Origin of the sequence: Winogradskyella sp. ECml5-4, from assembly GCF_036903175.1 — a bacterium.
GTDB lineage: Bacteria > Bacteroidota > Bacteroidia > Flavobacteriales > Flavobacteriaceae > Winogradskyella > Winogradskyella damuponensis.
Genome location: NZ_JAYJLF010000009.1, coordinates 123,574 through 150,078, shown reverse-complemented (window position 1 = coordinate 150,078; position 26,505 = coordinate 123,574). Strand labels below are relative to the sequence as shown.

Below are 26,505 nucleotides of genomic sequence, written 5' to 3'. Positions count from 1 at the left end.
TTTATGAATACATTGAATATCAACAATGTGTCCCTTGTGTATAACAACGGACACCAGGCACTTTATGCCATAAATTTAAACATAACAAACGGTGTTTTTGGCTTACTTGGACCTAATGGCGCAGGGAAATCTTCGCTTATGAAAACCATTGTAGGCTTACAAAAACCAACCGAAGGACACATGAGTTTTAACGATACAGATATTGTAAAAAACCCATTAGAAATACAAAAACAACTAGGGTTTTTACCACAGTATTTTGGTGTTTACCCTAAAGTTTCGGCTTATAATTTACTACAACATTTGGCTAAACTAAAAGGTATTCATCACAAGAACGAGCGCCACGATCAAATTATGAATCTTCTGGATAAAGTGAATTTAGTTGACGCCAAAAACAAAGACGTACATACGTTTTCTGGTGGTATGAAACAACGTTTTGGCGTAGCTCAAGCGTTATTGGGAGATCCTAAAATTGTGATTGTAGACGAACCTACAGCAGGTTTAGATCCTGAAGAACGTAATAGGTTTAATGCGTTGTTGAGCGAAATAAGCGAAGATATTATCATTCTATTATCAACACATTTGGTAGAAGATGTACGAAATCTATGTTCGGATATGGCAATTATAAAACAAGGCGCTATTGTGGCAAAAGGGAGTCCTAATCAATTTATTGAGGCTTTGCAAGGAAAAATATGGCAAAAACCAACAACCAAAAACGAGCTACTTCACCTTGAGCCAAACCACAACATCATTAGTAAGCAATTTATTGAAAAGGTTATGCATGTAACCGTGTATGCCGATGCTTGCCCAACTGGGTTTAAAGCTGTTACTCCAAATTTAGAGCACGCTTATTTCACTTATTTAAACAGCACAACATGAAAACGGTTTTACTAAACGATATATATAGCGCGCTAAAACACATAGCAACGCAATTTGCTTTGTTGGCGTATTTGGTGCTTGGCTTTTTTACAGGCTATAAATTTCATATTAATGTAGGCGATGGCATTGCAGCCAATGCACCCTACGCTGTTGGGTTTATGACTGGTTTGTTGAGCTTACTTATTATTTTGATTGCTACACTACTAGCCTTTTCTGGCTTGTTTAAGGAACGTGATGCTAACTTTGATTTAATTGTTTTCACCACACCTATAAAGAAACGCGACTTTGCATTAGCACGCTTTTTATCCTTCTTTTTACTTACTGCATTCAGTTTTTTTATTGTAATGCTTGGGTATGTTATTGGGTTGCATGTGCAAACAGATTCTGAAATGCTTGCAGACTTTCATCTGTGGCATTATGTATATCCTTATTTGATTTTTGGTGTGGTAAATAGCTTATTGGTATGCAGCATCCTGTTTTTCTTTGCTAAAAAATTTCAGAATAAACTACTGGTCGCTATTGCAGGATTGATGTTATACATCACCTATATGATAGTGCTCATGTTTTCAAACGCGCCGTTTATGGCACAATCGTTACCACAGTCTTTATTTGCTCAAAAAGTATCTGCTATAACTGATATTTTTGGGTTGTCGGCTTATTTTTATGATGCCAAGGACTTTAGTGTTTCTGAAAGAAACCACAACATCGTGTCGTTTAGCAACATACTATTGATAAACCGTTTGGGTGTTGTGCTACTGTCATTATTTATTATGAAATTAGGCATAAATGCGTTCTCATTTCTGCCAGTTTTCAAACAAAAGTCAACAAAAAAAAAGGCTGAAACAACGCCTAAAAAAACCAAACTACTAGATGTTCCGTTTGCGAAAGTAAGCACGTTGTTTACTTCAAAAACAAAACAACATGCGCTGCGCTCTTTTGTGAAAATCGATTTTATTTATTTGTTTAGAAGTATTCCGCTCATTTCGGTTTCTGCTTTACTGTTATTTTATGTAGGTGTAGAAATGTATGGCGATATAGATATGGGTATTAGGTTGCCGCAACAGTATGCTAGCTCTGGTTTACTGGCTAAAACCATTAACGAAACATTTTATTTTATAGGCGCACTTGTTGTGGTTTACTTTACAAACGATGTGTTTTGGCGTGCCAATGCTAGTGGATTTTCAATCATTCAAAATACGACTTATTATGCCAAAGAGCGTCTATTAGGACACGCTATAAGCATGGTGCTTTTAATCATTTTTCTTACCGGTTTAATGCTCTTGGAAGCGATTATCTTTCAGCTTATTTTTAAATACCCTTTTATTGATTGGCAAGCATATTTTGGTGTGTTTGTTTTTAATACGTTGCCACTTACACTCTTTGCGTTACTGCTGCTATTTATTAATAACATAAGTAAGAGTAAATCGGTGGCACTGGGCATATCTATCTTGTTATTCTTATTGTTTGTGACGCCTATTTCAAAAAACATGATTACGAATCCGTTGTTTCATTTTTTATCTGGTTACAAAGGTGCTTATAGCGATTTTATAGGTTACGGTGCTTATGTAATGCCGTTTATTTACAGACTGATTTTTGGGTTTGCCCTTGTAGGACTTGTATGTGCTTTATACGGTTTGATAAAAACTAAAGCTAAAAGACAACTTTATATTATTGCAATGGTTAGTTGCGTATGTATATGCATGGTGAGTGGCTATTTGTTTTTAGATGGTTATGTTTCCAAAGATAAAGACGCTGACATATTAGCGCGTGTTGCTTACGAAAAGCATTACCGAGCATACCAAAACCTTCCGCAGCCAACCATAAAAAAAGTTAATACAGAAATAGATTTGTTTCCTAAAGACCAAGCTTACCAGATAAAAGGCACGTACTGGTTGGTAAATCAGCACAAGCACGCTATAGATTCTGTACTAATACGTGTGCCTGAAGACTTTGAGATACAAGCGCTTATATTTAGCTATAAAAATGATACCATAACGCTAGACAGGGCTATTTCAGAAATACCATTAAAACAGGCATTACAAGCCCAAGACTCGGCAAAACTCACCTTTCATTTGGCTTACAAATGGGAGGCTGTAAATGGTCATAATCCTTTTAATGCGATTGTAAAGGATGGCTCTTTTATGCGAATAAGTCGTTATTATCCTCAATTTGGGTATGATGCAAGTCAGGAAATTTCAGACAAGACTATTAGAAAACAACATGCTTTGGGCGAAGCCACAGCCATGAAACCATTTGATGCGGTAAAGACTCATATAGACGACTTTATTTCTTTAGATATGCAAATTTCAACCGATAATAATCAAATTGCTGTTGGTACTGGCGCGTTAAAATCGCAGTGGCAAGACGCTAATAGAAATTACTATAAGTATAAAGCAGACGCCATTCCTTTTAGGTTTGCGGTTTCATCAGCTACTTATGAGGTTAAAAAAGCACAACATAAAGATGTTTCTATTGAGGTTTTATATCACCCTTTACATGAAAACAATGTAGATCATCTTATTGAGAACACGAAGCTGTCATTAGGTTATTGTACCAAATATTTTGGGCCCTATCTGTTTTCGTCTATTCAATTTGCCGAAGTTTCATCGTTTACACAAGGTTTTGCAGGAACCGCTTATCCTGGTGTTATATTTATGACAGAGGATATGACGTTTAATGCTAATATAGCAAGTAGTCACAATCAGGATGTAATAAATGAACTGGCTGGTCATGAAGTTGCGCATTTTTGGTGGGGAACCAACCAGATTGATCCTGATTATCGTGAAGGCTATGCAATGCTAACTGAAAGCTTAGCGATGTATATAGAAATGATGCTATATAAAAAGATGTATGGTAAAGAAAAAATGCTAGAACGCTTAGAGATACATAAACAAATATACGACGCTGAAAAGGGCTTTAGTGAAAATTTATCTCTATTAAAAGCCACAAAAGACAATGCATTTATATCCTATTCTAAAGGCGCTATTGTTTTTGTAGAATTAAGTGAGTTACTTGGTGAAGAACGGTTGAATTTAGCATTACAATCCTTTTTTACTAAACATAAATATCCAAATGCAAAACCTACTTCAACTGATTTATTGAAAGAAATTTTGAAGGTAAGTGATGAAAATCTTAATATAAAAATTAAAGCTATGTTTGAGTAAAAACTGTTGCAAACAAAGAACTGAGCAAAAACACAAGATTTCTTAATTTCTTATTGTCTATCTACTACGACCTCGTACACTGCTTCCTGATTCTCGAATCGTTGGTGTAATATCAGTATAACTATTTTCTAGATGAACCGACCACAAGCTTAAAGGCCATAAAATAAAAAAAAGGACGTCCTGTAATTAAACACCTAACGTCATCAATAGCAAACAAAGACTATAGCACTGAAGCTTATTAATACCACCTTTCATAATCAAAAGCGCGTTTGATCTGTATTGGGTTTTGGTTATTATAAATTGACTATTACGGTTTACCGTAAGTTATATAGAATAGAAGGCTTTAACTTGGCTTTTTATGAAGCGCAGCTGTACGTAACTTTACGTATAGGTTTTTGAAAAAATAGAATTAACTTCGTTGCTCATAGCTTTAAATATTTAAAACACTTGCTAATACCTACTTAATTAGTGCGATATGAGTGATAAAAGTTATGATATAACACGTTGGCAAACATTTTGCGCGTGCCAACAATTTCAAGGATTTTACGAAATTCTGTGCTTACTTGCTTCAGAAAAATACGTTGGAATTTAAAGCTGAACGTTAAAAAAATATTACACTGGAATTTCTTACTCTTGCGGAACTTTACGCACGAATTTCGACTTACCCAACTTCGGTTCTTTAATTCAAAATTATAGCAATCCTCAACTTTTGGATGATAAGCGGAATGGCAAAACGTACGGCTGAACTGTTCGCAATTTTAAAAAATTGAAATTAGTTGTTTAAATCAATCGTTTCTAGTGTCACGAAATTTCGGCCGAAAATCAAAACTGATGCTCTTAGCGGAAAAGAACGGAATAATAATTTGAAGATTTTTTTGACATTTAAGTAAAAAACGAAACAACGTACGAAAAACCAAAGATCCTATAAATACACAAAGGAGTAGTTCGTAAAAAGAAAAAACGTTAGCCAACAATGTATATAATTTATAGCTGCTTCTTGCCTACTGTCGAAAAACCTCACGGTTTTTCTATTTCGGTTTTTATTTGCTAACTTACTTGCAGAAATAACGCTACAAATCATATACGAGACCGTTGTGCATAATAAAAAACCATATGAAAACTAAAATCGGAATTATTTTTTTATTAATATCTATTTCTTTATTCAGTCAGTCTAATGAAAAAAAATCTTTTGATGAATTCTTACATGAGAATAATGATAAAATTATATATGTAGATTTTTGGGCTAGTTGGTGCAAACCGTGTATAAAAGAAATTCCAAAAGTTCTAAAACTAAGTAAGGACTATAAAAATTCGGAGATAATTTTTGTCTTTTTTTCAATCGATGAAAATTTGGACTCTTGGGAAAATCTATCTGAAGAACTCAATATTAAATTGTACGAATATAATTTTAATTCCCATCAATTTAAGAAACCTGAAATATTCAAAGAACTTAAATTAAATTCATTACCTAGATATTTAATAATTAAGAATTCAAAAATAATTGATGAAAACGCAAAGAAACCGAGTAAAAGAATAGTTGAAAATTTACTAAAATAAATTACTATGCACAACAAAGAACTGAGTTAAAAAACAAGTATCTTTTAAGCTAATTTTGAAACATCGTTTTCATCATAAGGCAATCCGCTTTTTGCAATAGCAAAGGCCTGTTTTAGCAACTTATTCGCTACGGCTATTAATGCTAATTTTGCACGCTTTCCTTTAGCTTTAATTCTATCATATAAGGCTTTGCAGCCTCGGTTATATTTATAGGCTGAAAAGGCTGCTAAAAACACAAGATTTCTTAATTTCTTATTGTCTATCTACTACGACCTCGTACACTGCTTCCTGATTCTCGAATCGTTGGTGTAATATCAGTATAACTATTTTCTAGATGAACCGACCACAAGCTTAAAGGCCATAAAATAAAAAAAGGACGTCCTGTAATTAAACACCTAACGTCATCAATAGCAAACAAAGACTATAGCACTGAAGCTTATTAATACCACCTTGCATAATCAAAAGCGCGTTTGATCTGTATAGGGTTTTGGTTATTATAAATTGACTATTACGGTTTACCGTAAGTTATTTAGAATAGAAGGTTTTAACTTAGCTTTTGGCGAAGAGAAGCTGTACGTAACTTTACGTATAGGTTTTTGAAAAAATAGAATTAACTTCGTGGCTCATAGCTTTAAATATTTAAAACACTTGCTATTACCTACCTAATTAGTAGGATATGAGTGATAAAAGTTATGATATAACAAGTTGTGAGCAAGCTGACCAAAAACACGAATGAAACTAAACAAACTTAAATTAAAGAACTTCAGAAGTTATTCTCAAGAAACCGAAATCGATGTTTCTGACCTGAATGTTATCATAGGAAAAAATGATGTTGGTAAATCATCAATTTTAGAAGCTTTAGATATATTTTTTAATGGTAAGCCTGATAAAAATGATTTATGCATCGAAAATGATAACAGCAGAATTGAAATAACTTGTATTTTTTCAGATTTTCCTGAGCAATTAATCTTAGATGATACAAATCCAACCAGTCTTTCAGATGAATATCTTTTAAACTCAGAGAATAAACTTGAAATCAAAAAATCGTTTCCTATTTCGGCATCAGGAAGTGTTTCGGAAGAATCTGTAATAATTTGTGATTATCCCGACAACGAAAATCTATCCGATTTACTTTCTAAAAAAAGAACGACTTTACAACTTCAATTTGATGAGTTAGGAATAAATCCAGACGGAGTTAATAGAAATAAAAGTAAAGAGTTAAGAAATGCTATTCGTAATCATTTTTATGAGGAAGGACAAATAACAACCCACCAAGCCGAAATAAAGATTGATGGGAGATTAGACAATGAGGATAACAGAAAGAAAATTTGGACGAACCTCAAAAAGTATTTACCACTATACTCATTGTTTTTTGTTGACAAGCAACTGAATGACCAAGATTCGGACATTCAAGACCCAATGAAAGAAATAATCAAAGAGGTCTTAAAAAGGGATAACATAACACCATTGTTAGAACAGTTAAAAGAAGCAGTTCAAGATGCTTCGACAGACCTTGCTGACGATACCATCACAAAACTAAATGATTTAGACCCAGAATTAGCTGAAACTTTACGGTCTAATTTCCCTAAAGAACCAACTTGGAATTCTATATTCAAATTGACTTTAGAAGATGACAGAGGTGTTCCATTGAACAAACGTGGAAGTGGAATGAGAAGACTTGTTTTATTAAGCTTTTTTAGAGCACAAGTTGAGAATAGAAGAACAGCAAATGCACCGAATATTATTTATGCACTTGAAGAGCCTGAAACGTCACAACATCCGGATTTTCAATTAATGATTGTAAATGCTCTAAAAGAACTTTCGGAAACAGATAATGCTCAAGTATTCTTCACAACACATAATTCTAATTTAGCGAAGGAAATTCCTAAGGAGTCATTAAGATATGTTTATTCAGACGATGGACAAGTGAATGTTGAAAGTGGTTTAAATGATGACGGAACAGATAATGAGGAAATAATAGATAAAATTATCCAAACACTTGGAGCATTACCTGACCCAAAAAACAAAGTCAAAGTTCTGATTTTTGTTGAAGGAGAAAACGATATAAATGCTTTGATAGGTTTAAGCAAGATATTATATGCCTCAGACGGGAATGTAATAAATTTAGAAAATAATGAAGCTGTTGCTTTTATTCCGACAGGTGGCTCTCAACTCAAATTTTACATTGAGAAAAAGTATTTAGATGGTTTATTACAATCGCAAGTTCATATCTACGATTCTGATATTCCAGCTTATGTGCAAAGTGTTGCTGACTTAAACGCAGAAGGAATAGAAACCAAAATAGGTTTTAATACAATAAAAACTGAATTAGAAAATTATCTTCATCATCAAGCAATAAACGAATGTTATCAGGATTTAAATATCAACATAAATATAACTGAGGTTTTAGATGATGAAGATGTACCAGAAAAAGTGGCTATAGCAGTTCATCAAGCAACAAGTGATACAGATTGGAATGCCATAAATCCTGACCCTGTAAAAACTGAAGAGAAACAAAAGAAAAAAATATCTAAAGCTAAACGCCAATTAAACAATCTCGCAATCGAGAAAATGACAGTTGAGCGATTAACAGAACGTGGTGGATTTGATGAAATTAAAAGTTGGTTGGATTCGATTAAAGCTTTTGTGGAATAAAAGCCAGCTCACAACAATGTATAAAAATAATAGCGGTTTAATCGCTAAAACGAAAGTAAGTAAATATAAAAAAGGTCAGTGTTTAACCGAAAAGTTAGTGCGTGAAAATCCGCTACTATTCTTATACTAAACCGTTGTGGTTAATTTTACCGCACCAACAAACATTTTTTATTAACTTTAAACCAATATTGTACTATAAAAAAACACCGACTGAAAAATTACCTCAAACTTGGAATCCTGCTCTTTGGGATTTCAATATGCTGTCTCACATGCTAAAAAGATGATTCCTTTTCCAATGAAGAATCCTCTCAACAGCTAGAATTTAAGGTAAACCTTATCAATAAATCCAAAATTGCTAATAACGCAAGTATAAATACCTTTGTCAAAGCATTGCCCAACAAAAAGGATATGGGCAATAATACAAACCTGCAAGCTAGAGGAACCTATATAGAAGAATATGACTTTTATGTAGACGATGAAACGGCATACCACATTACTTATGGCAATTACGAATCTTACACCTTCGCCATAAACAGAGACCAGGACAATATTTTAATTAGTCCTGCTGGCGGTTTTGCTATGAGAATAGATGATAAGGATAAAATGCAAGCTGCTTTACAACTTTTAGAGCCGATAGGTTATGATGATTATGGAAGCCCTATTGATTCGCCTGATATGGAAAAACTTAAAGAAGAGTATTATAAACAAGTAATTAAACCATGTGGAGATACAGATAACGCTTGTTTTAAAGAAAAATTTAAGACTTTTATATACACATTTACGTTATCTAATGGAGATGGGCTAGGAATTTCATATTACGAAGCCACTTTTGATGCCAATGATAACATAACAAATTGGGAACAACAATAACATTAAACATATTAAACGATGAAAATTATAACAAATATTATTTTACTTTTAATAATAAATTATTCTTTTGGGCAAACTATTGTACCAATTGAAGATAGAAAGACAACTATTGAAGTAGAAGGAAACACTTATTATTACAAAGATGTAAACGGAGAGTTTAATAAATTCTTAGGAGACTGGAAATACCAAAATAATGCAACAAATCCTACAAAAATTGTTGAGATTAGTTTTTTTAAAAGAGAAATGGATAGAGTCGGTACTGGAGGTTATGAAGATGAAATTTTTGCACGTATTAAGTATACCGAAAATGACATAATAATTTATAATACTTTTCCAGTTTTGCAACCTGTTTTAAACACAAGAGATTGGAATATCTTTGGTGGTTATTTCACAGACCCAACCAATACTAATAAATTAAAATTAGGTTATTATAGCGAACCAAGTATAGGTGGTACTACAGGACAATTAGAGCTTAACTATTCAGATTTAGGAAACGAAGAGCAATTACATTGGAAAGTATTCACTTGGCGAGATACTAATGAAGAAGGTTCTTTCAAAATGCCCTATGAAATGACTTTAGTGAAGCAATAAAACTAACCACAACAAAGAACTGAATTAAAAAACAAGCAACTTTAAGCTAATTTAGCACGCTTTCCTTTAGCTACAATTCTATCATATAAGGCTTTGCAGCCTCTGTTATATTTATACGCTGAAAAGGCTGCTAAAAACACAAGATTTCTTAATTTCTTATTGCCTACTTCGCTAATTCTAAAGCGCCCTCGTACCCTGCTTCCTGATTCTCGAATCGTTGGTGTAATTCCAACATAACTATTTTCTAGATGAACCGACCACAAGCTTAATGTCCATAAAATAAAACGGGACGTCCTGTAATTAAACACCTAACGTCATCAATAGCAGACAAAGACTATAGCACTGAAGCTTATTAATACCACCTTGCATAATCAAAAGCGCGTTTGATCTGTATTGGGTTTTGGTTATTATGAATTGACTATTACGGTTTACCGTAAGTTTTTTAGAATAGAAGGGGTTAACTTGGCTTTTGATGAAGCGCAGCTGTACGTAACTTTACGTATAGGTTTTTGAAAAAATAGAATTAACTTCGTTGCTCATAGCTTTAAATATTTAAAACACTTGCTAATACCTACTTAATTAGCAGGATATGAGTGCTAAAAGTTATGATATAACAAGTTATGCTACATTATGACAGAAAATATTAGATATGGATGTTGGCTAATCGATAATGTTAAATTTTCGGGCGAAGATTTTACCAAGAAAATTGATTTCGATGGTAGGGAAATTGAACTTTTAATAACAAACTACGAAAACTCGAAAAATATTAAAGAACCATTTCAAGATTGGATTTATAATAAAATCATAAATGATGGAATGATGAATTCAAGAAACAGTCCTTTACCTATTAAATCAATATTTGTCATAACAAAGAATGGATATGAAAACAAAAATGCCTCGGAATTTTCATTACTCTTTAAGTTGTGTTTAAAGCTTGTATATTTTCAACCGACATTAGTTTCGCATACATCTGAATTTATTCCTAATGCTGCCATTACTATGCCTACTTGGGAAGGTTTTAAGAGTGTTACAACATCTTCTCAAACCGAAATAAATCCAATAACTTTTGATAAAGTCTTATCATATTTTGAAACACTAAATAAATTAAACATTAAACATAGTAGTATTCTTGAGGAAATTTATAAAATATCAGGAATTAATGATGTTTTAATTGAGTTATTAAGTCTTTACTCTTTTATAGAAGGGTTCTGGTGGAACAAAAAAGGAAAATCTAATCTTACAGATAGCTTTTTAGCAATGTTAGGACAAGATTATGCGCCTGGAAGAGAAAACAAAGCAAAAAGGGAAAATATTAAAAGAGTTATAGAAAGTCAAAATGGATTGTTGAGAAACCCTAAATTAGATGATATGCGACATATTTTGGCTCACGGAATGTATAAGCAGGAAGAAGATTCTTGGAATGAAAAACAATGGAAATCTATTTATGAGCAAAGAAATCTATTACTAGAAATTGTGATTGATTCATTAATAAATAAAATTAAAAAAAACGTAGCATAACACCGTATATAATTTATTGCTAGTTCTAGCCTACTTACGAAAATCCTTGCGGATTTTCTATTCGGTTTTTATTTGCTAACTTTAGTGCTTAAACCACGCAACAAACCATATACAAACACGTTAGAAAAAATTAAATTAAAACGCATGAAAAAAATTAAATGCTTATACCTATTTTTAATTCTTTACAACTGTTCAGTTGAGGATAATAGTAATGACTTACACTCGTACTCAGGAGATGTCTATTTAACATCCCAGCAAGAGATAAATGAATTTAGCACAAATCAATATGAAAAAATATTAGGTTCATTGACTATTTCTGATACGGCAAGTGACTTAACAGCTTTATCAGACCTTAAAATTATTGATGGATACCTCAGAATAACATCCTGCAACAATATTGAATCTTTGAATGGATTAAATAATTTGAGAAGAGTTACTCAGACTATTTGGATAGAAGAAAACTCATCTCTAACTGACATATCAGCACTAAATAATATAAACTCAAATTGTAATTCTCTAGAGATATATGATAATGACTTATTAACTAGTCTAGAAGGCTTAAATAATGTAAGATTTGAAAGTTATATTATTATTCTAGAAAATTATAGTTTAACAGATTTTTGTGCAATTAGTAATAGTATTAATGGCACTTTTTCTGAAGATAGTGGTAATTACCAAGTAAATTACAATGCCTTCAACCCAACACAAGATAATTTTTTGAATGGCTATTGTAGCCAATAATAACTTTTCTAAGCAATTGCAAATAATTTATTGATGAACTATGTGTTGCAACGTTTTCGGTTATTAGCTCATTAAGTTTATAATTGTAGTGAAATTTGCAATCCTAGAAATTGAGTTAATTAAAGTTATACTAATTTAAGTTTTGCCATAATGCAAAAAAATATTTTATTATTAATAGTAATTTTAACTTCAAATTTAACTGAAGCCCAGTTTGTAAAAGAAATATCAATAAACGCTCAAATTGGATATGGTATTAGTTTTCCATATAATAGTATTGACGAAGTTGCTGATGATGGTGTTTTTGCACAAGGAGAATTAGTATTAAAAATCGCTTCTTGGCTTGAATTAAGACCTTACGCTGGTTTTATTTTGACAAATTCTGACGGAAAAGATTTGAATGACAATCCTACTAATGAAATAGCAGAATCAAAAGCATTTTTACTTGGTGGGAAAGCAAGAGTTCGTGCACCAATTCCTTGGGTTGCACCATATGTTGAAATTGGAATAGGAACCTCAATTGGAAAATTTGAAACATTAACAGCATATGACAATATCGATAAAAGTGGTGTAATTTATCACATACCTTTTGCAATTGGACTCGAATTAGGAAAAAATAATAATGTCGATTTAGGATTTACTTATTATTTTCAACCATCAGTTCAACAATTCGTTGGAGCATTTGCAGTTGGAATAACATTTCCGCTAAATAATTAAAAATAACGTTTTACAACACCGTGTTAAATTAATGGCTGGTTCTCGCCTACTTACAAAAATTCTCACAAACTTTCTATCTCTGATTTATTTACTAACTTTAGTGCTTAAACCACGCAACGAAACCATAAACAAAACCATTGTAAACAATTAAAACCCAATAATACGAATGAAAAAAATGAAATTATTTTATGGAATTTTAATTGGATTTATGATTTTATCATCTTGTTCAAGCGATGATTCTGACAATACAAATGTCACAAACGGATTTACAGTCAATGGTACTTTTTATGAGACAAATTTTGCAAAAGCTAACAGTGGAAATCCATACCATTTAATATTATCAAACCCATTAAACCATAATGTTGAAGAAGGACAATTTGGAAGTTTTTATATTAGGTCTGGAGCACAAGGAGACTTTATACCACTTACAGAAGGAACTTACTCTACAAGTAATGGTCCAAACAACGTTTTTGGTGTAGACGGCTATCATCCTATACATTTTCAGGATAATTCAGAAGAAGAGAATTTCGCTTATTCTGGATATTGGCATCAAGATGACAATTTCCAATCAGGAAGAGTTACAGTGAATTCTGTTACATCGGAATCTGATGGTGTGAATAATCAAATAACTGAAATTGATGTGGATTATGAATTCAAATGGAACGGAATAACAATCATTGGAAATTATAGTGGAACTGTTGAACCTAATTAATAACTGTTTACAATACCGTATCTAATTTATTGCTAGTTCTCGCCTACTTCTAGAAATCCTCGCGGATTTTTTATCTGTGATTTATTTGCTAACTTTAGTGTTTAACCACACAACACCCAAGCGCAGCGAACGATAAAAGTAAACCATACATAAAACCGCTGTTAGCCATTAAAAAATATAACAACAGCTAAAACACAGATTTGGAAAAGTTTTAAGTTTAAAAATCACTCAACTTTGTATGATTAATTTAAAAACAGAGAAAATGAGTGTATTAAATGGAAAAGTCGCTATTATCACAGGCTCTTCAAAAGGAATTGGTGCTGAAATTGCTAAAAATTTAGCTAAAAATGGGGCAAAAGTAGTGGTTAACTATGTTGGTGGTAAAGTAGCTGCTGAAAATGTTGTAAATGAAATTATTCAGAATGGTTTTGAAGCTATTAGTATTCAAGCAGACATAAGTAAACCAAAACATGTCAAAAATTTATTTGACACCACGATATCACATTTTAGAAAAGTAGATATTTTAGTTAATAATGCAGGAATTATGAAGAATTCTCTAATTAAAGATGCTACTGATGCCATGTTTGAAAAACAATTTAATATTAATGTAAAAGGAGTTTTTAATACGTTAAGAGAATCTTCTACTCAATTAGCAGACAACGGAAGCATCGTCAATATTTCTTCTACAGTAACACGAACAAATTTTCCAACCTATGGTATTTACTCTGCTACTAAATCTGCTGTACAACAAATAAGTAGTGTGTTTGCTAAAGAAATAGGTAATAGAGGTATCAATGTAAATTGTGTTTTACCTGGTCCAACAGGAACCGAATTATTCTTAGAGGGTAAATCAATAGAAATGATTACTCAACTTTCTAATAGTAATGCTTTTAAGCGCTTAGGAACACCATCGGATATTGCAAAAATAGTCGCTTTTTTAGTAACAGACGAAGCAAAATGGATTAATGGACAGAATATTGGAGCTAACGGAGGTATGGCATAACTCGTAAATTATTTTATTATGAAACAATTTTTAACGGCTTCAACAATGGGTTTCTGTGGTGCTTTAGCCATCTTAATTTCTTTTTCATTACAATTACCCAGTTGGGTTTTATTTATGGCTTGGGTAAGTTATTATTTATTTGGTAAATCATTAAAGTCAGTTTTATATACTATTATTCCTATAACCAGTGGCATCATTATGGGTATTATGATAAAATTATTAGGTGGTGGCTTAAGCCAATATCTGGGTATCCTCGGTTTTTCTTTAGCTGTTTTTATATTCATTACATCTTTAACATATTTGTCAAAAATTAAAGGGCTTCAAAATATTCCTGCTTGGTTTATTGGCTTAATTATTTTTTTCGGTGTGCATCCAAATATCGAAATTAAACCAATAATGATTATTTTTATTTCAATAACTTTAGGGTTTATATTTGCTTTTTTAAATGATACAATGACAACTCTTATTCAAAAAAATAAAGTTTAAAATAATGGATATGAGAAACTTAAAACGAATTTCAAAAATTTCTGAGTTTCATGCTTTTGCAAATCTTACTGCACCAAAACACCCATTAATAAGCTTAATAGATTTTAGTAAAGTTGAATTCCCTAAGCATTTAAAAGGATTAAAACTAATTCAAGAATATTACACAATAGGGTTAAAACGAAATGTGCCTTATAAATTATTTTACGGACAACAGGAGTATGATTTTAATGAAGGTTTAATGACATTTTTAGCACCCAATCAGGTGATGAGTATGGAAAGAAATCCTAATGTTTTTTTAGATAAAAAATTAAAGCCTTCGGGATGGCTCCTTTTAATCCATCCAGATTTTTTATGGAACACAGCACTTGCCACATCCATCAAAAAATATGAATATTTTGGCTACGACATTAACGAATCTTTATTTTTGTCTGAAGATGAAGAACAAAAAATCATTGATATTTTTAAAAATATAGAAAAAGAATACCAATCCAATATTGATAAATTCAGTCAAAAAATTATCGTATCTCAATTAGAGGTATTGTTAAATTATGCAGAACGCTTTTATGAAAGGCAATTTATAACTCGTAATAAATCCAATCATCAACTTTTGGAAAAATTAGAAACCTTATTATCAACGTATTTCAATCAAAATAACTTAATCGAACTTGGCTTACCTTCTGTTGAAAATATCTCTAAAGAACTTCATCTTTCCTCTACTTATTTAAGTAGTGTATTGAAATCTTTAACAGGAATGAGTACACAACAACATATACACAACAAACTAATTGAAAAAGCGAAAGAAGAACTTTCAACAACTACGCTATCTATAAATGAAATTGCCTATAATTTAGGATTTGAATATCCAACGTCTTTCAACAAACTGTTTAAGAGTAAGACCGAAATGTCTCCTATGGAATTTAGAAAAACATTTAATTGATAATTAAAAGTGCCTAATTTTGGTAAAATGAGAACAGACAAGCAACATATAACAAGTAATAGAATAGATGTCCCATCAGAATTTCAGTCTGTTTTTTCTCATTTTTATAGTGCTCAAAATAACACAAATCAAGCAACAACAAAAACATTACTACCTAACTTTCAAACTATTATGGTTTTTAGTTTTGGTACAGCTATTCATTTTAATACAGTTGACAATACCCAAATAAATTTAGAAAAGTGTATTGTTTTAGGACCTATAAAACAGCCTTTCGACTATACTTTATCACCTGGTTCAGACATGTTGGTTGCCAATTTTAAGGATGATGCTTTTTATCGATTCTTTAGTCAAGTAATAATATCGGATCTTTTACCTATAAATCCTGATGCTCTTTTGAATCAAAATTGTTTTACAAATCTCTGGCATTTCATTAAAAATGAAGATACAAACAACCGTATAAATTTGATGTTAGATTTTTGTAAACCTTATTTAAAAAGTAGCGAAACGGCTTTTGAAAATTTTCAAAATCACAAAGACAATTATACCATTTTTAATCCCATAAAGATAATTGCCCAAGAAACCAATCAAAGTGAAAGGACTATACAATTAAACCATAAAAAATATTTAGGCTATACTGCTAAAGAAAAAAGCAGGTACGAAAGATTTATTCAAGCCATTGAACTATTGCAAAATCAAACATCAAAAATAAATTGGTTCAAAATAATAGAAACTTGTGGCTATTATGATCAAAGTCAGTTGATACACGACTTTAAGCATTTTACTAATTATTCCCCAAACCAATATCTAAAATTTCAACAGGATGTTTGCAGCGCTAAATAATCATTTCGTTTTCTTACAATTGTAACATACAAAGGCACATTACATTTGTCTCATTAATTTCTTAAATAACCAGAAAAATGAAACATCTTATTATTTATGCCCATCCTAATAAAGCAAGTCTAAATCATCATTTTAAACAAACTGTAGTAGATATATTAACACAACATAATCAGGATGTTATTGTTCGAGATTTGTATCATATAGATTTTAATCCTATCCTTTCTTTAAGTGATATGACAGGACAACGTAAAGGTGAAGTCTCACAGGATGTAAAACAGGAGCAAAAATATATTTCTTGGGCAGACACTATAACATTGATCTATCCAATCTGGTGGACAGGAATGCCTGCTATTATGAAAGGATATATTGACCGCGTTTTTTCTTATGGTTTTGCATACCGTTACGACCAAGGAATACAAAAAGGATTACTATCTGGTAAGCGAATTTTTGTTATTAACACCCAAGGAAAATCCAAAATAGAGTACAAAGCAATAGGTATGGATCAGGCACTATGCTTAACTTCCGATAAAGGAATTTTTTCATATTGTGGTTTAGTAATTAAGCAGCATTTCTTTTTTGATAAAGCTGATATGGCAGATAAAGAAAGAGTTAAGGATTGGACTGTTGAAATAGCGCAATCCTATTTAAAAAGTATTTAAAATGATTTCTGTTTTTAAGACAAACATTTCAACTAAGGAAAAGGCAAGATATGCAACGCCAACCATTAATAACATTACTGAAATACAAAATTGGAATTTCGATATTGAAGACTGCGATCATATTTTACGAATCGAAAGCGAGGACTCAATTTCCAAAACAATAATTAATGAACTAAAAAAGATAGGTTTTAAATGCCTTGAATTAGAATAGGAAACAAACATATGAATTTACTCTAAATATGACTTAAACCTAATTGAATTAAGCGATAAATACATTGAAAACTTGGACGACCATTTACCAAGAATGTTACTCAAATTTAGGTTTAGAGTTGAATAAAAAAAACGTTGCCCAACGCTGTATATGATTTATTACTACAATCTTGCACACTTATGAAAATCCTCGTAGACTTTCTATTCCGTTTTTATTTCCTAAACTCCGCGCTTAACTACACCACACCCGAGCGCAGCGAACAGACGAAGTAAACCATACATAAAGCCGTTAGTCACAATACAAAAAAACCACCTCCCCTCAATAACTTAGCGCAACAAATCTAAAGGTATAGATTTATAAAATGAAAGTAAAAAATCATAGAAATTTACAAAAAGAATACGAAAAGGTAACACAGAAGACACATGCTTTATCCTACTTTTATGTGAGTTAAAACCGAAGAAAATAAAGAAGTACAGGTCTTTAGGTATTTGGTAAACAATGGCACTAAATCCAATATAAATGAAAAACAGGCTTCTATTTCTAGCAGTAATAACACTGATGTTTTCATGTAAAGAAAACGAATCTACAGCGCAATTAGCACCTATAAGTGAGAATACAGTAACCGTTGTATCAAAATTTCCAGAAAGTGTACCGACTTGCGAACCCAATAAGAAACTATTTGATGCAGTTCCACACCTCGATACATACGCAGTATATAATTTCAAGCATGTGGGTTGTAGTAAACGCGGACTTGTGGCTCAATACGATCACCCTACAGAAGAATTCTACGAATTTACGTTCACCATCAATGAAGAGGTAAATGAAAACAAAACAATGTATAATTACATACGAATAGGTTACAATAATGCCGTAAAATTAGACATCGAAGACACTTACGTTAGCGATCTACACATATTTGACAATGCGTTTATAACCACCACAACTGAAGCTGAATACGAGGAAGCCAAGTACCATGCCACCTACAAGGATAAATACATTATCATAATGACCTTACGTGGTAAAAACTTATCTAGCAAAGCGGCGATCGATAGTTATGTAAAAGATTATCTTGAGTCAATTAATAAAGATTTTCTCAATTAATCCTAAAGGAATAATCTAATCTACTTTACGAAAAACACAGTAGCAACCTCCAACGCCTTATATACATTTCAAAACCGCAATACCAACACTATCTTTAGCATTTAAAACATACAAAGCCCCATCTACCTCTTGGTAAAACCGCACACCAAGCACACAAAGCGCAGTACCAAGGCCACTAGGCAAAGTATCGGGTTCTAAAGTCAAAGTAGCTCCAGCATAAGAACCATCTAAAACCAACGAAGGAGCCAAATGTAGAGCGTAGTTTAGACTTTCAAAATCAAAATCCAACACACCATACGTCAGTGCAATATGGGTAGCACCATCTACAAATCCCACTTGTGCCATATCAAAATCGGTAAGGCTTAAAGCCCAATTAGCACTAGAAACATCAAACTCAAACGGTAAAACGTGTTGTACACTACATGCTGGCGTATAGCTAAACTGTTCCAACAATTGCAAACCTTGCGCCTGCCCTATCCCGTTAGCGACAGAGCGTTTGCCGCGTTTATGTGTTGTATCCAAAGCTTTTATACGCGTAAACAAACCCATCAAACGACTGTGAAAATGTGTGAATTTGTGCCCCTTATAAAACGGGGACAATGCAGATCTAAACGCTTTATTCACCGCAGAACAATGACCAAATTCATCGGCATTTTCACGCACACGCTGCATACTAGCCTTGCTTTTTATCGCTTTTTTAGTAAATCCACCACCCGCTTTTCGTGCAATCGGCTTGCCATTCAAATAATAAAAATTAATACCATTTAACGTACCTACTAAAGGGATAATTCCGGTCTGTTGTGCCATAACACCAAATTTTAAGTTAAACACCTACTATACAGCAATATACAAAATTTTACAATACAGGTTATAGCGTGGTTATAGCATGCTTATAATATGCTTAAAACAAGCTTATAGTATAACAGATCACATGGAGTGACAAATAATACCAATACACAGAATAGTAATTAGTACTAATAACCTTAAAAGCTATATACATAATTTCGTAATTCTAACCTGTTCACTAAAATGCGATCAGATACGCTATTAGATTTATATTTGCTAAATTAGATATCAAAACACCCAACGACATCACATAAAAAACCTAAGAATCCATACAACTTACAATTCTCTTCAACTCAATCCCACATGACACCATCACATCAGCATTATGCCATTGAAGACACGACACATTCATCACAAAAACAATGGTTACCGCACTTACTAAATGGCAGCTATAAATTACAAGGGTTAGAAGACAAAAGAGGAGTCTTGTTTTCAAATTCAGTTTTAGAAACCTATATTCAAGAGGAAGAAAAACACGATAATTTTGAGTTAACATCTGGCATAAACAGAAGCTTAAGAACCTTATCTACAGGTGAGCAAAAAAAAGCATTGCTGGCTTATCTACTGCAACAAAACCCAGATTTCATCGTCTTAAATAATCCTTATGAAACCTTAGACAAAGCATCGGTGTCTGAATTAAAACAGCAATTAATAGCCTTGTCTAAAGACATGCCTATCGTTTTTATTTTCAACAGACAAGAGGACCTCTTACCCGTAATCACCCATGCCATTACCTTTGAAAAAGATAAGCTTAAAGCCGTGGTACCCATTGCAGACTATACGTTAAAAAAACGAGCCTTTGTTTTTGATAAAGACATCCCTCCCGCAATAACAACGTACACCAATATTCCAGAAGTCCTCGTAGAGCTTAAGAATATACAGGTGAATTATGACGATCGTTGCATTCTAAAAGATATCAACTGGACCATCAAAAAAAAGGAATTTTGGCATTTAATAGGCCCTAATGGCTCTGGCAAAACCACCATATTGTCTATGATTTACGGAAACAATACCAAAGGCTATGGTCAAGAGTTATATCTCTTTGGTAAAAAAAAAGGCAGCGGTGAAAGTGTTTGGGATATCAAACAAAAGATAGGCTATATAAGTCCTGCCATGTTAGAATTATTTAATCGAAACCATACCGTAGAGCACATGATTCTGTCTGGATTTTTTGATAGTGTGGGCTTATACCAAACCCCATCAACCTTACAAATACAAACGGCTGCACAGTGGATAGACGTCTTAAATTTAAATAAAGACAAAAACTCCGCTTTTCTAAAACGATCTCCAGCCGAACAACGCTTAGTCTTAATAGCTAGAGCCATGATTAAACACCCGCCATTACTAATCTTAGATGAACCACTAATTAATGTCAATGATGAAGGCAGAGCCCTTATTTCTGCGTTAATAAACAAAATAGCCAAGGAAAGTGAAACCAGTATTTTGTTTGTTTCACATCGTGATGAGGCTAATATTCACCCCGATTTCACTTTTGAGCTTCATCCCTCGCCTGATGGTTCTGTTGGCATACAAAAACAATAGATAGCGTTTTTAGGTGTCCTTTGATAGTTTACATTATGGCAAGCTTCACTTTAAAGAATTAAGAAGCTGAAATAAAAAGAATATAAGAACGACTGAAATTTAGTACTTTTAACAGTATAAGATTTTGGTTTTATGATTCAAACCTAGCCAAGCTTTAATCCAATACCTATGAAAAAACAATTTACAATTATTTTACTTCTTGCATTTACAGTTTCTTTTGCTCAAAATGATAGTATTTTCAGTAGGTTACAAGCTATTTATAATAATGGAACATCGTTTTTTAATATTGACGGTTATACAATTACAAGTCAAACTTTAAATTATCCATTTACCGAAAAAGGGCTTAAAAAAGTCTACAGAAAATATGACATAAAAAAGAACGAAGAGAAAACGAAAGACGAGCAGTTGCCTTATAATAATTACTACGTTGAGAATGCAGATAAAATTACCGAGAGTTTAGTTCAAAACAACTCCTATTATTTTATTGAAAATCATGAAAAACGGATTACAATTATTCAATTCAGTTCAATTAATAAAAGAGACAAGGAATTTGAACGAACACTTATAAAACTTATAATTGAAGATAAAATACCAAAAGAAAATTATGCCGCAATGAAAATTGATAGTATCAATTTTGCTGGTAGAAAAATAAAATTAGGAACGGGTTGTAATTGGACCAACGTAAATACTGTGCAATGTCCATATTACGGTGAAATGAATTGGTCTGTACATAAAGATTTAGAGGATGCAAAAAACACAGTTGAACAGCAATTTACGATAACTAAATCAAGAAAAAATGGAAAAGTAATTTCGGAAGCCATAGTTGATATAGAATTTGAAGGAACAGAAACTAAAGCCAAAAAAGTGATTTATGATTTTACCGGACCGACTTCTGTTTTAGCAAGCATGTCTGGAGGAAAAACGTTGACCATTTTCTATGTCGCAACTGAAGTTAGAGGAAATTATATGAGTTGTGTTCTGAGCTTTTGGAATAATGACACAATAACAGAAAACGGACTCGCACCATTGTTGGAAGAGGTAATGAAACTAAAAGAGTAATGAACTAAAGCAACATGAGTAATTTACAACTAGCATTAGCGGTCAACTAAAAAACGAACGTTATCAAAGAAATGAAAGCAATTGAGTATATAGAAACGGAAAGAACTATAATGCGTAAACTGACAAAAGAAGATGCTATTGATTTCTACACTTTAAATCTTGACGAAGAAGTATTAAAATTCACAGGAGATAAGCCTTTTGAAAATATACAGACTGCTATTGACTTTTTGACTAACTATGACCAATATGAAAAGTACGGAGTGGGACGACTTGCTGTTATTGACAAAGCAACTTTAAAATTTATTGGTTGGTGCGGACTTAAATATAGTCAAGACAAAAACGAATATGATCTTGGATTTAGATTTTACAGAAACTATTGGAATAAAGGGTATGCGACTGAAACTGCAAAAAAATGTCTTGATTTTGGGTTTAGCAAACTTAAAATTGAAAAAATAGTTGGTCGAGCAATGAAAAAAAATATTGGCTCAATTAAAGTTCTTGAGAAAATTGGAATGACATTTAAAGAAAATTTTGACTTTGAAGGACAGCAAGGAGTAATTTACGAACGAATAAGAATATGAATAAAGCCTAACCGCTAACACGGTGTATAATTCATTGCCAGTGATAACCTACTTACAAAAATCCTCGCAGATTTTTTGCTACGCAGAGTTCACTACACTCGTGTCTATTCGGTTGGTATTTGCTAAATTAGTTCCTAGTAAATCTTAAACAAAACCGTTGTAAATAAGGACTAAAAACCAGAATTCAAATGAAAAAGACAGTATTTGAAATTACAAAAATGGATTGTCCGTCAGAAGAAAATCTAATCCGAATGAAGTTGGACGGCATTTCGAGCATTGCGAATTTGACCTTTGATATTCCTAATCGAAAATTAACCGTTTTTCATAGCGGAGAAATTAACCTAATTGAAAAGTCGGTTATCGAACTGAATTTAGGCGGAAAAAAAATATCGACTACACAAACCAACCAAACAGAATTTAAAGAAAATGAAAATCAGAAAAAATTACTTTGGTCTGTACTTGCCATTAATTTTGCCTTTTTCATTATTGAAATGACCACAGGAATTATCTCAAAATCTATGGGACTTGTTGCCGATAGTTTAGATATGCTTGCCGACAGTTTCGTTTATGGAATTAGTTTGCTTGCGGTTGGCGGAACAGTTATAAAGAAAAAGCGTATTGCTAAACTTGCAGGATATTTCCAAATAGCACTTGCAATTATAGGATTTGTAGAAGTTTTGAGAAGATTTTTTGAGGATGAAAAACTTCCTGATTTTTCAACAATGATTATCATTTCGATTTTTGCACTTATCGCAAACGGAATTTGTCTTTACATTTTGCAAAAATCAAAGAGTAAAGAAGAGGCACATATGAGAGCAAGTATGATTTTCACGTCAAATGACGTGATTATTAATTTGGGAGTAATAATTGCTGGAATTTTAGTGCATTATTTGGGTTCAAATAAACCTGATTTGATTATAGGAACAATAGTCTTTGTGTTGGTAATTCAAGGAGCATCCAGAATACTAAAATTAAGCAAGTAAGCAAAAAACAATAATTACAATAAATTTATAATTAATGGCTTGTTCTGGCCTACTTACAAAATCCTCGTAGACTTTGCTTTACCAATTTACTTCGTTTAAGTCTATTTGGCATTTATTTGCTAAATTAGTTTTTTAAACATGCAACACCCGAGCACAGCAAACAAACGAAGTTAATCTTATACTACTCTATCAATATTATTTATAAAAAAATGAAATGGAATTGAAAATAAAAACTAACAGAATAAATTCACCTAAAATTTCAGTCTACATCGTAATAGCTATCTCATTACTATTTACCACTAACTTACATTCACAATTTGCTAACCCAGTTCTAATTGAGTCAGACACAGGATTAATTACTAACATCATAACAGCAGACATTAATAATGATAATTTAAAAGACATCATAGTTACAAGAAAGTTTTCAGCTAATAATCTTATTTCTTATTACTTAAATCAAGGTGAATTTAATTTTGGTCCCGAAACAACAGTTGCAACAGGTAACGGTCAAGTTACTAATATTTCTGTAGGTGATTTCGATAATAATAATTGGCTTGATATTGTTAGTATTGGTGATGCTACAAATTCTGTAACACTACATAAAAATACCGCATTGTCATTTTCATCACAAGTACTCGATTCTTTTTCGTTTTTCGAAAGTGATATTGATGTAGCTGATATAGATAATGACAACGACCTAGATATTATTGCTATTGGAGGTACAACCTTTAAAGTATATTATAATGATGGAATGTCAAATTTCACAACTCAAACCATATCAGGACCAATAGAGGATTTTTTTGATATTACTATAAGTGATATTGACGCTGATGGTTTTGAAGATGTTATTACAGGCGGTAGCAATATATCTGTGTATAAAAATAATAACGGAACATTAAATTACGATTCTACAAGAAGTAACCAAATACCTAGTACATTCAACCTATTCGTTCGGTTAATAGATATAGACAATGATGGTAATGTAGATTTATTTAGCGAAGACAACAACTCAATAGGGGTTCGATGGATGAAAAATGACGGAAACGGAAATTTTTCTAATGTACAGATTATAGACCCAACTGCAATTAATATAAGATCGGGTGCATTGAAGGATTTTGACAATGATAATGACTTAGACTTTATAATAATTAAAGATTTTAATCTCTATTTATATATAAATGATGGCTTTGGTAATTTTAGTGCGCCAACACTTATTCAAGATGAACAAACCATTATAAGTGTTATCGAATCAGATGACATGAATAATGATGGTCTAGCAGATATCATTTGGTCCGCTGATTTATCTATTCAGCAAAACAATATATCCTTATCAAATGATGACTATTTAGTTAATAACTTGATAAGAATTTATCCAAACCCTTCAACTGAAAATATATTTTTAGACAGTCCGAAAAATGGCACCCTAACTGTCTTTAATACAAAAGGGCAAATAATTTATAAAAACTTACCTGTAAAAAAGGGAGTAAACAATCTAAAAATCGAATTAAAACCACAGACATACTTTTTCAATATAAATTTAAAAACAGATATAACAATTATAAAGAAAGTATTAATCAAATAAGTATTACTAACGATACAAAACGTGTTACAGCACAGAAAGAAATGAACGAATATTTAAAAATCATTTAATTTATTTACAGATTTAGAAATTAATGATTTCTTAAAAGTGTCTCAAACCGTTTTATTAAAAAAAAGTAATTTATACATTAATAATAATGAAATTTGCGACGCTATAACTTTTGTTAAAAGTCAATTTTTCGTTCCTATTACTTTTCAAACAATGACGATGAAATTACTTATTGATTTACCTTTCCAAACAAACTATTAATAACTTATTCTTCGTTTATTTCACATAAAAATCTGAAGAAAATATTCAAGTGCTTACAGACGCTGAAATACTAACAACACCAAAAGCCACCTTAGAAAATTTAGCCAAATCGAATAGTAATTGATTGCGTTTTTTTAAAAATTATAGCCGAAAAAGAATATATTGAATTAGAAAAATGGATATTTAATCATCAAAAAGATAAAGCCCAACAACACTATTTTCATATTTAAGCACATTCCTACAAATTAAAAAACAAGCAACACCAATCAATAGATTTAAAACACTAGTAAACTTTCCAGAAACAGAAATAAAAAATAAATTTGCGATATGGAAGAAAAACTTCATTTACTAAGACAACATTTTGAAGAGTTATTTGCGTTAACAGATGACGAATGGAATTTTGTTCAATCTCATTTTCAGTATAAAAGTCTTAAAAAACACCAATTTTTAATACAAGTAGGGCAACCTGTAGACTTTGAATATTGGATTATTAAAGGTTTGGTAAAAGCGTACTCCATAGACGAAAAAGGTAAAGAACACATTCTTCAATTTGCTATGGAAGACTATTGGGTGAGCGACCATTGTGCTTTTCAACATCAAGAACCTGGGACTATTTTTGTGGACTGCCTTGAAGATTCTGAGTTCTTCTGTTTGTCTTTAGAGAACAGGGAAAAGATTTGTTTTGAAGTCCCTGCCGTTGCCAATTTCTTCAGAATTAAATCCAACCACGGTTATATCAATTTACAGCAAAGAATCTTGTCTTTGCTTACAATGACCGCAGAAAGCAGATATGAGTATCTTTTAAATAAACTTCCAAAATTAATACAACGCGTTCCTAAAAAATTAATCGCTTCTTATTTAGGCGTATCCAGAGAGACTTTAAGTCGTTTTAACAGCTAAAAGTGACCTAAATCACTTTTCAAAATTGATGTACATCACAAAAAATCCGTGATGTATGTCCTCGCACACCCCTTGGTTTTCATAGAATTTTGTATCGAACAATTAAATAC

23 protein-coding genes and 3 pseudogenes are annotated in these 26,505 nt (G+C 32.1%); 22 read left to right on the top strand and 4 right to left on the bottom strand.

From position 1 onward, the window contains the following. Positions 1–3 precede the first annotated feature (3 nt). Positions 4–876 carry an ABC transporter ATP-binding protein gene (locus VDP25_RS10890; RefSeq protein WP_215929023.1) on the top strand — a complete coding sequence of 291 codons (873 nt, stop codon included), beginning with the start codon at positions 4–6 and terminating at the stop codon, positions 874–876. Further along, positions 873–4,040, top strand: coding sequence for a M1 family aminopeptidase (locus VDP25_RS10885; protein ID WP_334469650.1), 3,168 nt, complete (start codon positions 873–875; stop codon positions 4,038–4,040). Before VDP25_RS10890 ends, VDP25_RS10885 begins: the two co-directional genes overlap by 4 nt. Positions 4,041–4,059: 19 nt before the next feature. Here VDP25_RS10885 and VDP25_RS17795 read toward each other — a convergent pair. Beyond that, positions 4,060–4,163, bottom strand: a pseudogene (locus VDP25_RS17795) (IS110 family transposase); the annotation flags it as partial. A 990-nt stretch (positions 4,164–5,153) separates the two neighbouring features. Between VDP25_RS17795 and VDP25_RS10880 the strand changes: the two are divergent. Next, positions 5,154–5,597, top strand: coding sequence for a TlpA family protein disulfide reductase (locus VDP25_RS10880; RefSeq protein WP_334469648.1), 444 nt, complete (start codon positions 5,154–5,156; stop codon positions 5,595–5,597). A gap of 44 nt (positions 5,598–5,641) precedes the next feature. On the opposite strand, the pseudogene VDP25_RS10875 reads toward VDP25_RS10880, so the two are convergent. Continuing rightward, positions 5,642–5,922, bottom strand: a pseudogene (locus VDP25_RS10875) (IS110 family transposase); the annotation flags it as partial. A gap of 407 nt (positions 5,923–6,329) precedes the next feature. Between VDP25_RS10875 and VDP25_RS10870 the strand changes: the two are divergent. From VDP25_RS10870 to VDP25_RS10860, 3 genes are all read left to right on the top strand, one after another. Then, a complete protein-coding gene (locus VDP25_RS10870) occupies positions 6,330–8,252 on the top strand; it encodes an ATP-binding protein (protein ID WP_334469646.1) in 1,923 nt (640 codons plus the stop codon). A 390-nt stretch (positions 8,253–8,642) separates the two neighbouring features. Further along, positions 8,643–9,122: a hypothetical protein gene (locus VDP25_RS10865; RefSeq protein WP_334469645.1), complete on the top strand. Its 480-nt coding sequence runs from the start codon at positions 8,643–8,645 to the stop codon at positions 9,120–9,122. 18 nt (positions 9,123–9,140) lie between these two features. Then, the gene (locus tag VDP25_RS10860; RefSeq protein WP_334469643.1) at positions 9,141–9,713 is read left to right on the top strand and encodes a DUF6705 family protein; all 573 of its coding nucleotides are present in this window, start codon (positions 9,141–9,143) and stop codon (positions 9,711–9,713) included. A gap of 44 nt (positions 9,714–9,757) precedes the next feature. On the opposite strand, the pseudogene VDP25_RS10855 reads toward VDP25_RS10860, so the two are convergent. Then, positions 9,758–9,952 (bottom strand): annotated as a pseudogene (locus VDP25_RS10855) (transposase); the annotation flags it as partial. A gap of 391 nt (positions 9,953–10,343) precedes the next feature. Between VDP25_RS10855 and VDP25_RS10850 the strand changes: the two are divergent. The 10 genes from VDP25_RS10850 (at position 10,344) to VDP25_RS10805 (ending at position 18,635) form a co-directional block, all read left to right on the top strand. Further along, positions 10,344–11,231 carry a hypothetical protein gene (locus VDP25_RS10850; protein WP_334469641.1) on the top strand — a complete coding sequence of 296 codons (888 nt, stop codon included), beginning with the start codon at positions 10,344–10,346 and terminating at the stop codon, positions 11,229–11,231. Positions 11,232–11,315: 84 nt separating this feature from the next. Continuing rightward, complete coding sequence (locus VDP25_RS10845; RefSeq protein ID WP_334469639.1) at positions 11,316–11,972, top strand: hypothetical protein; 657 nt, start codon at positions 11,316–11,318, stop codon at positions 11,970–11,972. Between the two features lie 150 nt (positions 11,973–12,122). Continuing rightward, complete coding sequence (locus VDP25_RS10840; protein WP_334469637.1) at positions 12,123–12,686, top strand: hypothetical protein; 564 nt, start codon at positions 12,123–12,125, stop codon at positions 12,684–12,686. A 166-nt stretch (positions 12,687–12,852) separates the two neighbouring features. After that, positions 12,853–13,398 carry a hypothetical protein gene (locus tag VDP25_RS10835; RefSeq protein ID WP_334469635.1) on the top strand — a complete coding sequence of 182 codons (546 nt, stop codon included), beginning with the start codon at positions 12,853–12,855 and terminating at the stop codon, positions 13,396–13,398. Between the two features lie 262 nt (positions 13,399–13,660). Continuing rightward, positions 13,661–14,401, top strand: a complete 741-nt coding sequence (locus tag VDP25_RS10830) for an SDR family oxidoreductase (protein WP_334469633.1) — start codon at positions 13,661–13,663, stop codon at positions 14,399–14,401. Positions 14,402–14,419: 18 nt separating this feature from the next. Continuing rightward, on the top strand, positions 14,420–14,887 hold the full coding sequence (locus VDP25_RS10825) for a DUF1097 domain-containing protein (RefSeq protein ID WP_334469631.1): 468 nt from the start codon (positions 14,420–14,422) through the stop codon (positions 14,885–14,887). A gap of 10 nt (positions 14,888–14,897) precedes the next feature. Beyond that, positions 14,898–15,824, top strand: a complete 927-nt coding sequence (locus tag VDP25_RS10820) for a helix-turn-helix domain-containing protein (protein WP_334469629.1) — start codon at positions 14,898–14,900, stop codon at positions 15,822–15,824. A gap of 27 nt (positions 15,825–15,851) precedes the next feature. After that, the gene (locus tag VDP25_RS10815; protein ID WP_334469627.1) at positions 15,852–16,664 is read left to right on the top strand and encodes a helix-turn-helix domain-containing protein; all 813 of its coding nucleotides are present in this window, start codon (positions 15,852–15,854) and stop codon (positions 16,662–16,664) included. Positions 16,665–16,741: 77 nt separating this feature from the next. Next, complete coding sequence (locus VDP25_RS10810; protein WP_334469625.1) at positions 16,742–17,323, top strand: NAD(P)H-dependent oxidoreductase; 582 nt, start codon at positions 16,742–16,744, stop codon at positions 17,321–17,323. Positions 17,324–18,053: 730 nt separating this feature from the next. After that, positions 18,054–18,635, top strand: a complete 582-nt coding sequence (locus tag VDP25_RS10805) for a hypothetical protein (RefSeq protein WP_334469623.1) — start codon at positions 18,054–18,056, stop codon at positions 18,633–18,635. Positions 18,636–18,692: 57 nt separating this feature from the next. Here VDP25_RS10805 and VDP25_RS10800 read toward each other — a convergent pair whose 3' ends face one another. Then, positions 18,693–19,442 carry a hypothetical protein gene (locus VDP25_RS10800; RefSeq protein WP_334469622.1) on the bottom strand — a complete coding sequence of 250 codons (750 nt, stop codon included), beginning with the start codon at positions 19,440–19,442 and terminating at the stop codon, positions 18,693–18,695. 342 nt (positions 19,443–19,784) lie between these two features. On the opposite strand from VDP25_RS10800, the gene VDP25_RS10795 reads away from it, so the two are divergent. The 6 genes from VDP25_RS10795 (at position 19,785) to VDP25_RS10770 (ending at position 26,395) form a co-directional block, all read left to right on the top strand. Further along, positions 19,785–21,023 (top strand): ATP-binding cassette domain-containing protein, encoded by a 1,239-nt coding sequence (locus VDP25_RS10795; RefSeq protein WP_334469620.1) that lies wholly within the window; start codon positions 19,785–19,787, stop codon positions 21,021–21,023. Between the two features lie 168 nt (positions 21,024–21,191). Next, the gene (locus VDP25_RS10790; protein WP_334469618.1) at positions 21,192–22,082 is read left to right on the top strand and encodes a hypothetical protein; all 891 of its coding nucleotides are present in this window, start codon (positions 21,192–21,194) and stop codon (positions 22,080–22,082) included. A 71-nt stretch (positions 22,083–22,153) separates the two neighbouring features. After that, positions 22,154–22,663, top strand: a complete 510-nt coding sequence (locus VDP25_RS10785; protein ID WP_334469616.1) for a GNAT family N-acetyltransferase — start codon at positions 22,154–22,156, stop codon at positions 22,661–22,663. Between the two features lie 188 nt (positions 22,664–22,851). Next, positions 22,852–23,646: a cation transporter gene (locus VDP25_RS10780; protein ID WP_334469614.1), complete on the top strand. Its 795-nt coding sequence runs from the start codon at positions 22,852–22,854 to the stop codon at positions 23,644–23,646. A gap of 214 nt (positions 23,647–23,860) precedes the next feature. Continuing rightward, complete coding sequence (locus VDP25_RS10775) at positions 23,861–25,228, top strand: FG-GAP repeat domain-containing protein (RefSeq protein ID WP_334469613.1); 1,368 nt, start codon at positions 23,861–23,863, stop codon at positions 25,226–25,228. A gap of 594 nt (positions 25,229–25,822) precedes the next feature. Continuing rightward, positions 25,823–26,395, top strand: coding sequence for a Crp/Fnr family transcriptional regulator (locus VDP25_RS10770; protein ID WP_334469612.1), 573 nt, complete (start codon positions 25,823–25,825; stop codon positions 26,393–26,395). Positions 26,396–26,505: the final 110 nt, after the last annotated feature.

Excerpts from the sequence above, each read along its gene's own strand:
- VDP25_RS10890 (WP_215929023.1), top strand. The coding sequence starts at position 4 with ATGAATACATTGAATATCAACAATGTGTCCCTTGTGTATAACAACGGA.
- VDP25_RS10885 (WP_334469650.1), top strand. The coding sequence starts at position 873 with ATGAAAACGGTTTTACTAAACGATATATATAGCGCGCTAAAACACATA.
- VDP25_RS10880 (WP_334469648.1), top strand. The coding sequence starts at position 5,154 with ATGAAAACTAAAATCGGAATTATTTTTTTATTAATATCTATTTCTTTA.
- VDP25_RS10870 (WP_334469646.1), top strand. The coding sequence starts at position 6,330 with ATGAAACTAAACAAACTTAAATTAAAGAACTTCAGAAGTTATTCTCAA.
- VDP25_RS10860 (WP_334469643.1), top strand. The coding sequence starts at position 9,141 with ATGAAAATTATAACAAATATTATTTTACTTTTAATAATAAATTATTCT.
- VDP25_RS10850 (WP_334469641.1), top strand. The coding sequence starts at position 10,344 with ATGACAGAAAATATTAGATATGGATGTTGGCTAATCGATAATGTTAAA.
- VDP25_RS10840 (WP_334469637.1), top strand. The coding sequence starts at position 12,123 with ATGCAAAAAAATATTTTATTATTAATAGTAATTTTAACTTCAAATTTA.
- VDP25_RS10835 (WP_334469635.1), top strand. The coding sequence starts at position 12,853 with ATGAAAAAAATGAAATTATTTTATGGAATTTTAATTGGATTTATGATT.
- VDP25_RS10830 (WP_334469633.1), top strand. The coding sequence starts at position 13,661 with ATGAGTGTATTAAATGGAAAAGTCGCTATTATCACAGGCTCTTCAAAA.
- VDP25_RS10825 (WP_334469631.1), top strand. The coding sequence starts at position 14,420 with ATGAAACAATTTTTAACGGCTTCAACAATGGGTTTCTGTGGTGCTTTA.
- VDP25_RS10820 (WP_334469629.1), top strand. The coding sequence starts at position 14,898 with ATGAGAAACTTAAAACGAATTTCAAAAATTTCTGAGTTTCATGCTTTT.
- VDP25_RS10815 (WP_334469627.1), top strand. The coding sequence starts at position 15,852 with ATGAGAACAGACAAGCAACATATAACAAGTAATAGAATAGATGTCCCA.
- VDP25_RS10810 (WP_334469625.1), top strand. The coding sequence starts at position 16,742 with ATGAAACATCTTATTATTTATGCCCATCCTAATAAAGCAAGTCTAAAT.
- VDP25_RS10805 (WP_334469623.1), top strand. The coding sequence starts at position 18,054 with ATGAAAAACAGGCTTCTATTTCTAGCAGTAATAACACTGATGTTTTCA.
- VDP25_RS10800 (WP_334469622.1), bottom strand. The coding sequence starts at position 19,442 with ATGGCACAACAGACCGGAATTATCCCTTTAGTAGGTACGTTAAATGGT.
- VDP25_RS10795 (WP_334469620.1), top strand. The coding sequence starts at position 19,785 with ATGACACCATCACATCAGCATTATGCCATTGAAGACACGACACATTCA.
- VDP25_RS10790 (WP_334469618.1), top strand. The coding sequence starts at position 21,192 with ATGAAAAAACAATTTACAATTATTTTACTTCTTGCATTTACAGTTTCT.
- VDP25_RS10785 (WP_334469616.1), top strand. The coding sequence starts at position 22,154 with ATGAAAGCAATTGAGTATATAGAAACGGAAAGAACTATAATGCGTAAA.
- VDP25_RS10780 (WP_334469614.1), top strand. The coding sequence starts at position 22,852 with ATGAAAAAGACAGTATTTGAAATTACAAAAATGGATTGTCCGTCAGAA.
- VDP25_RS10775 (WP_334469613.1), top strand. The coding sequence starts at position 23,861 with ATGGAATTGAAAATAAAAACTAACAGAATAAATTCACCTAAAATTTCA.
- VDP25_RS10770 (WP_334469612.1), top strand. The coding sequence starts at position 25,823 with ATGGAAGAAAAACTTCATTTACTAAGACAACATTTTGAAGAGTTATTT.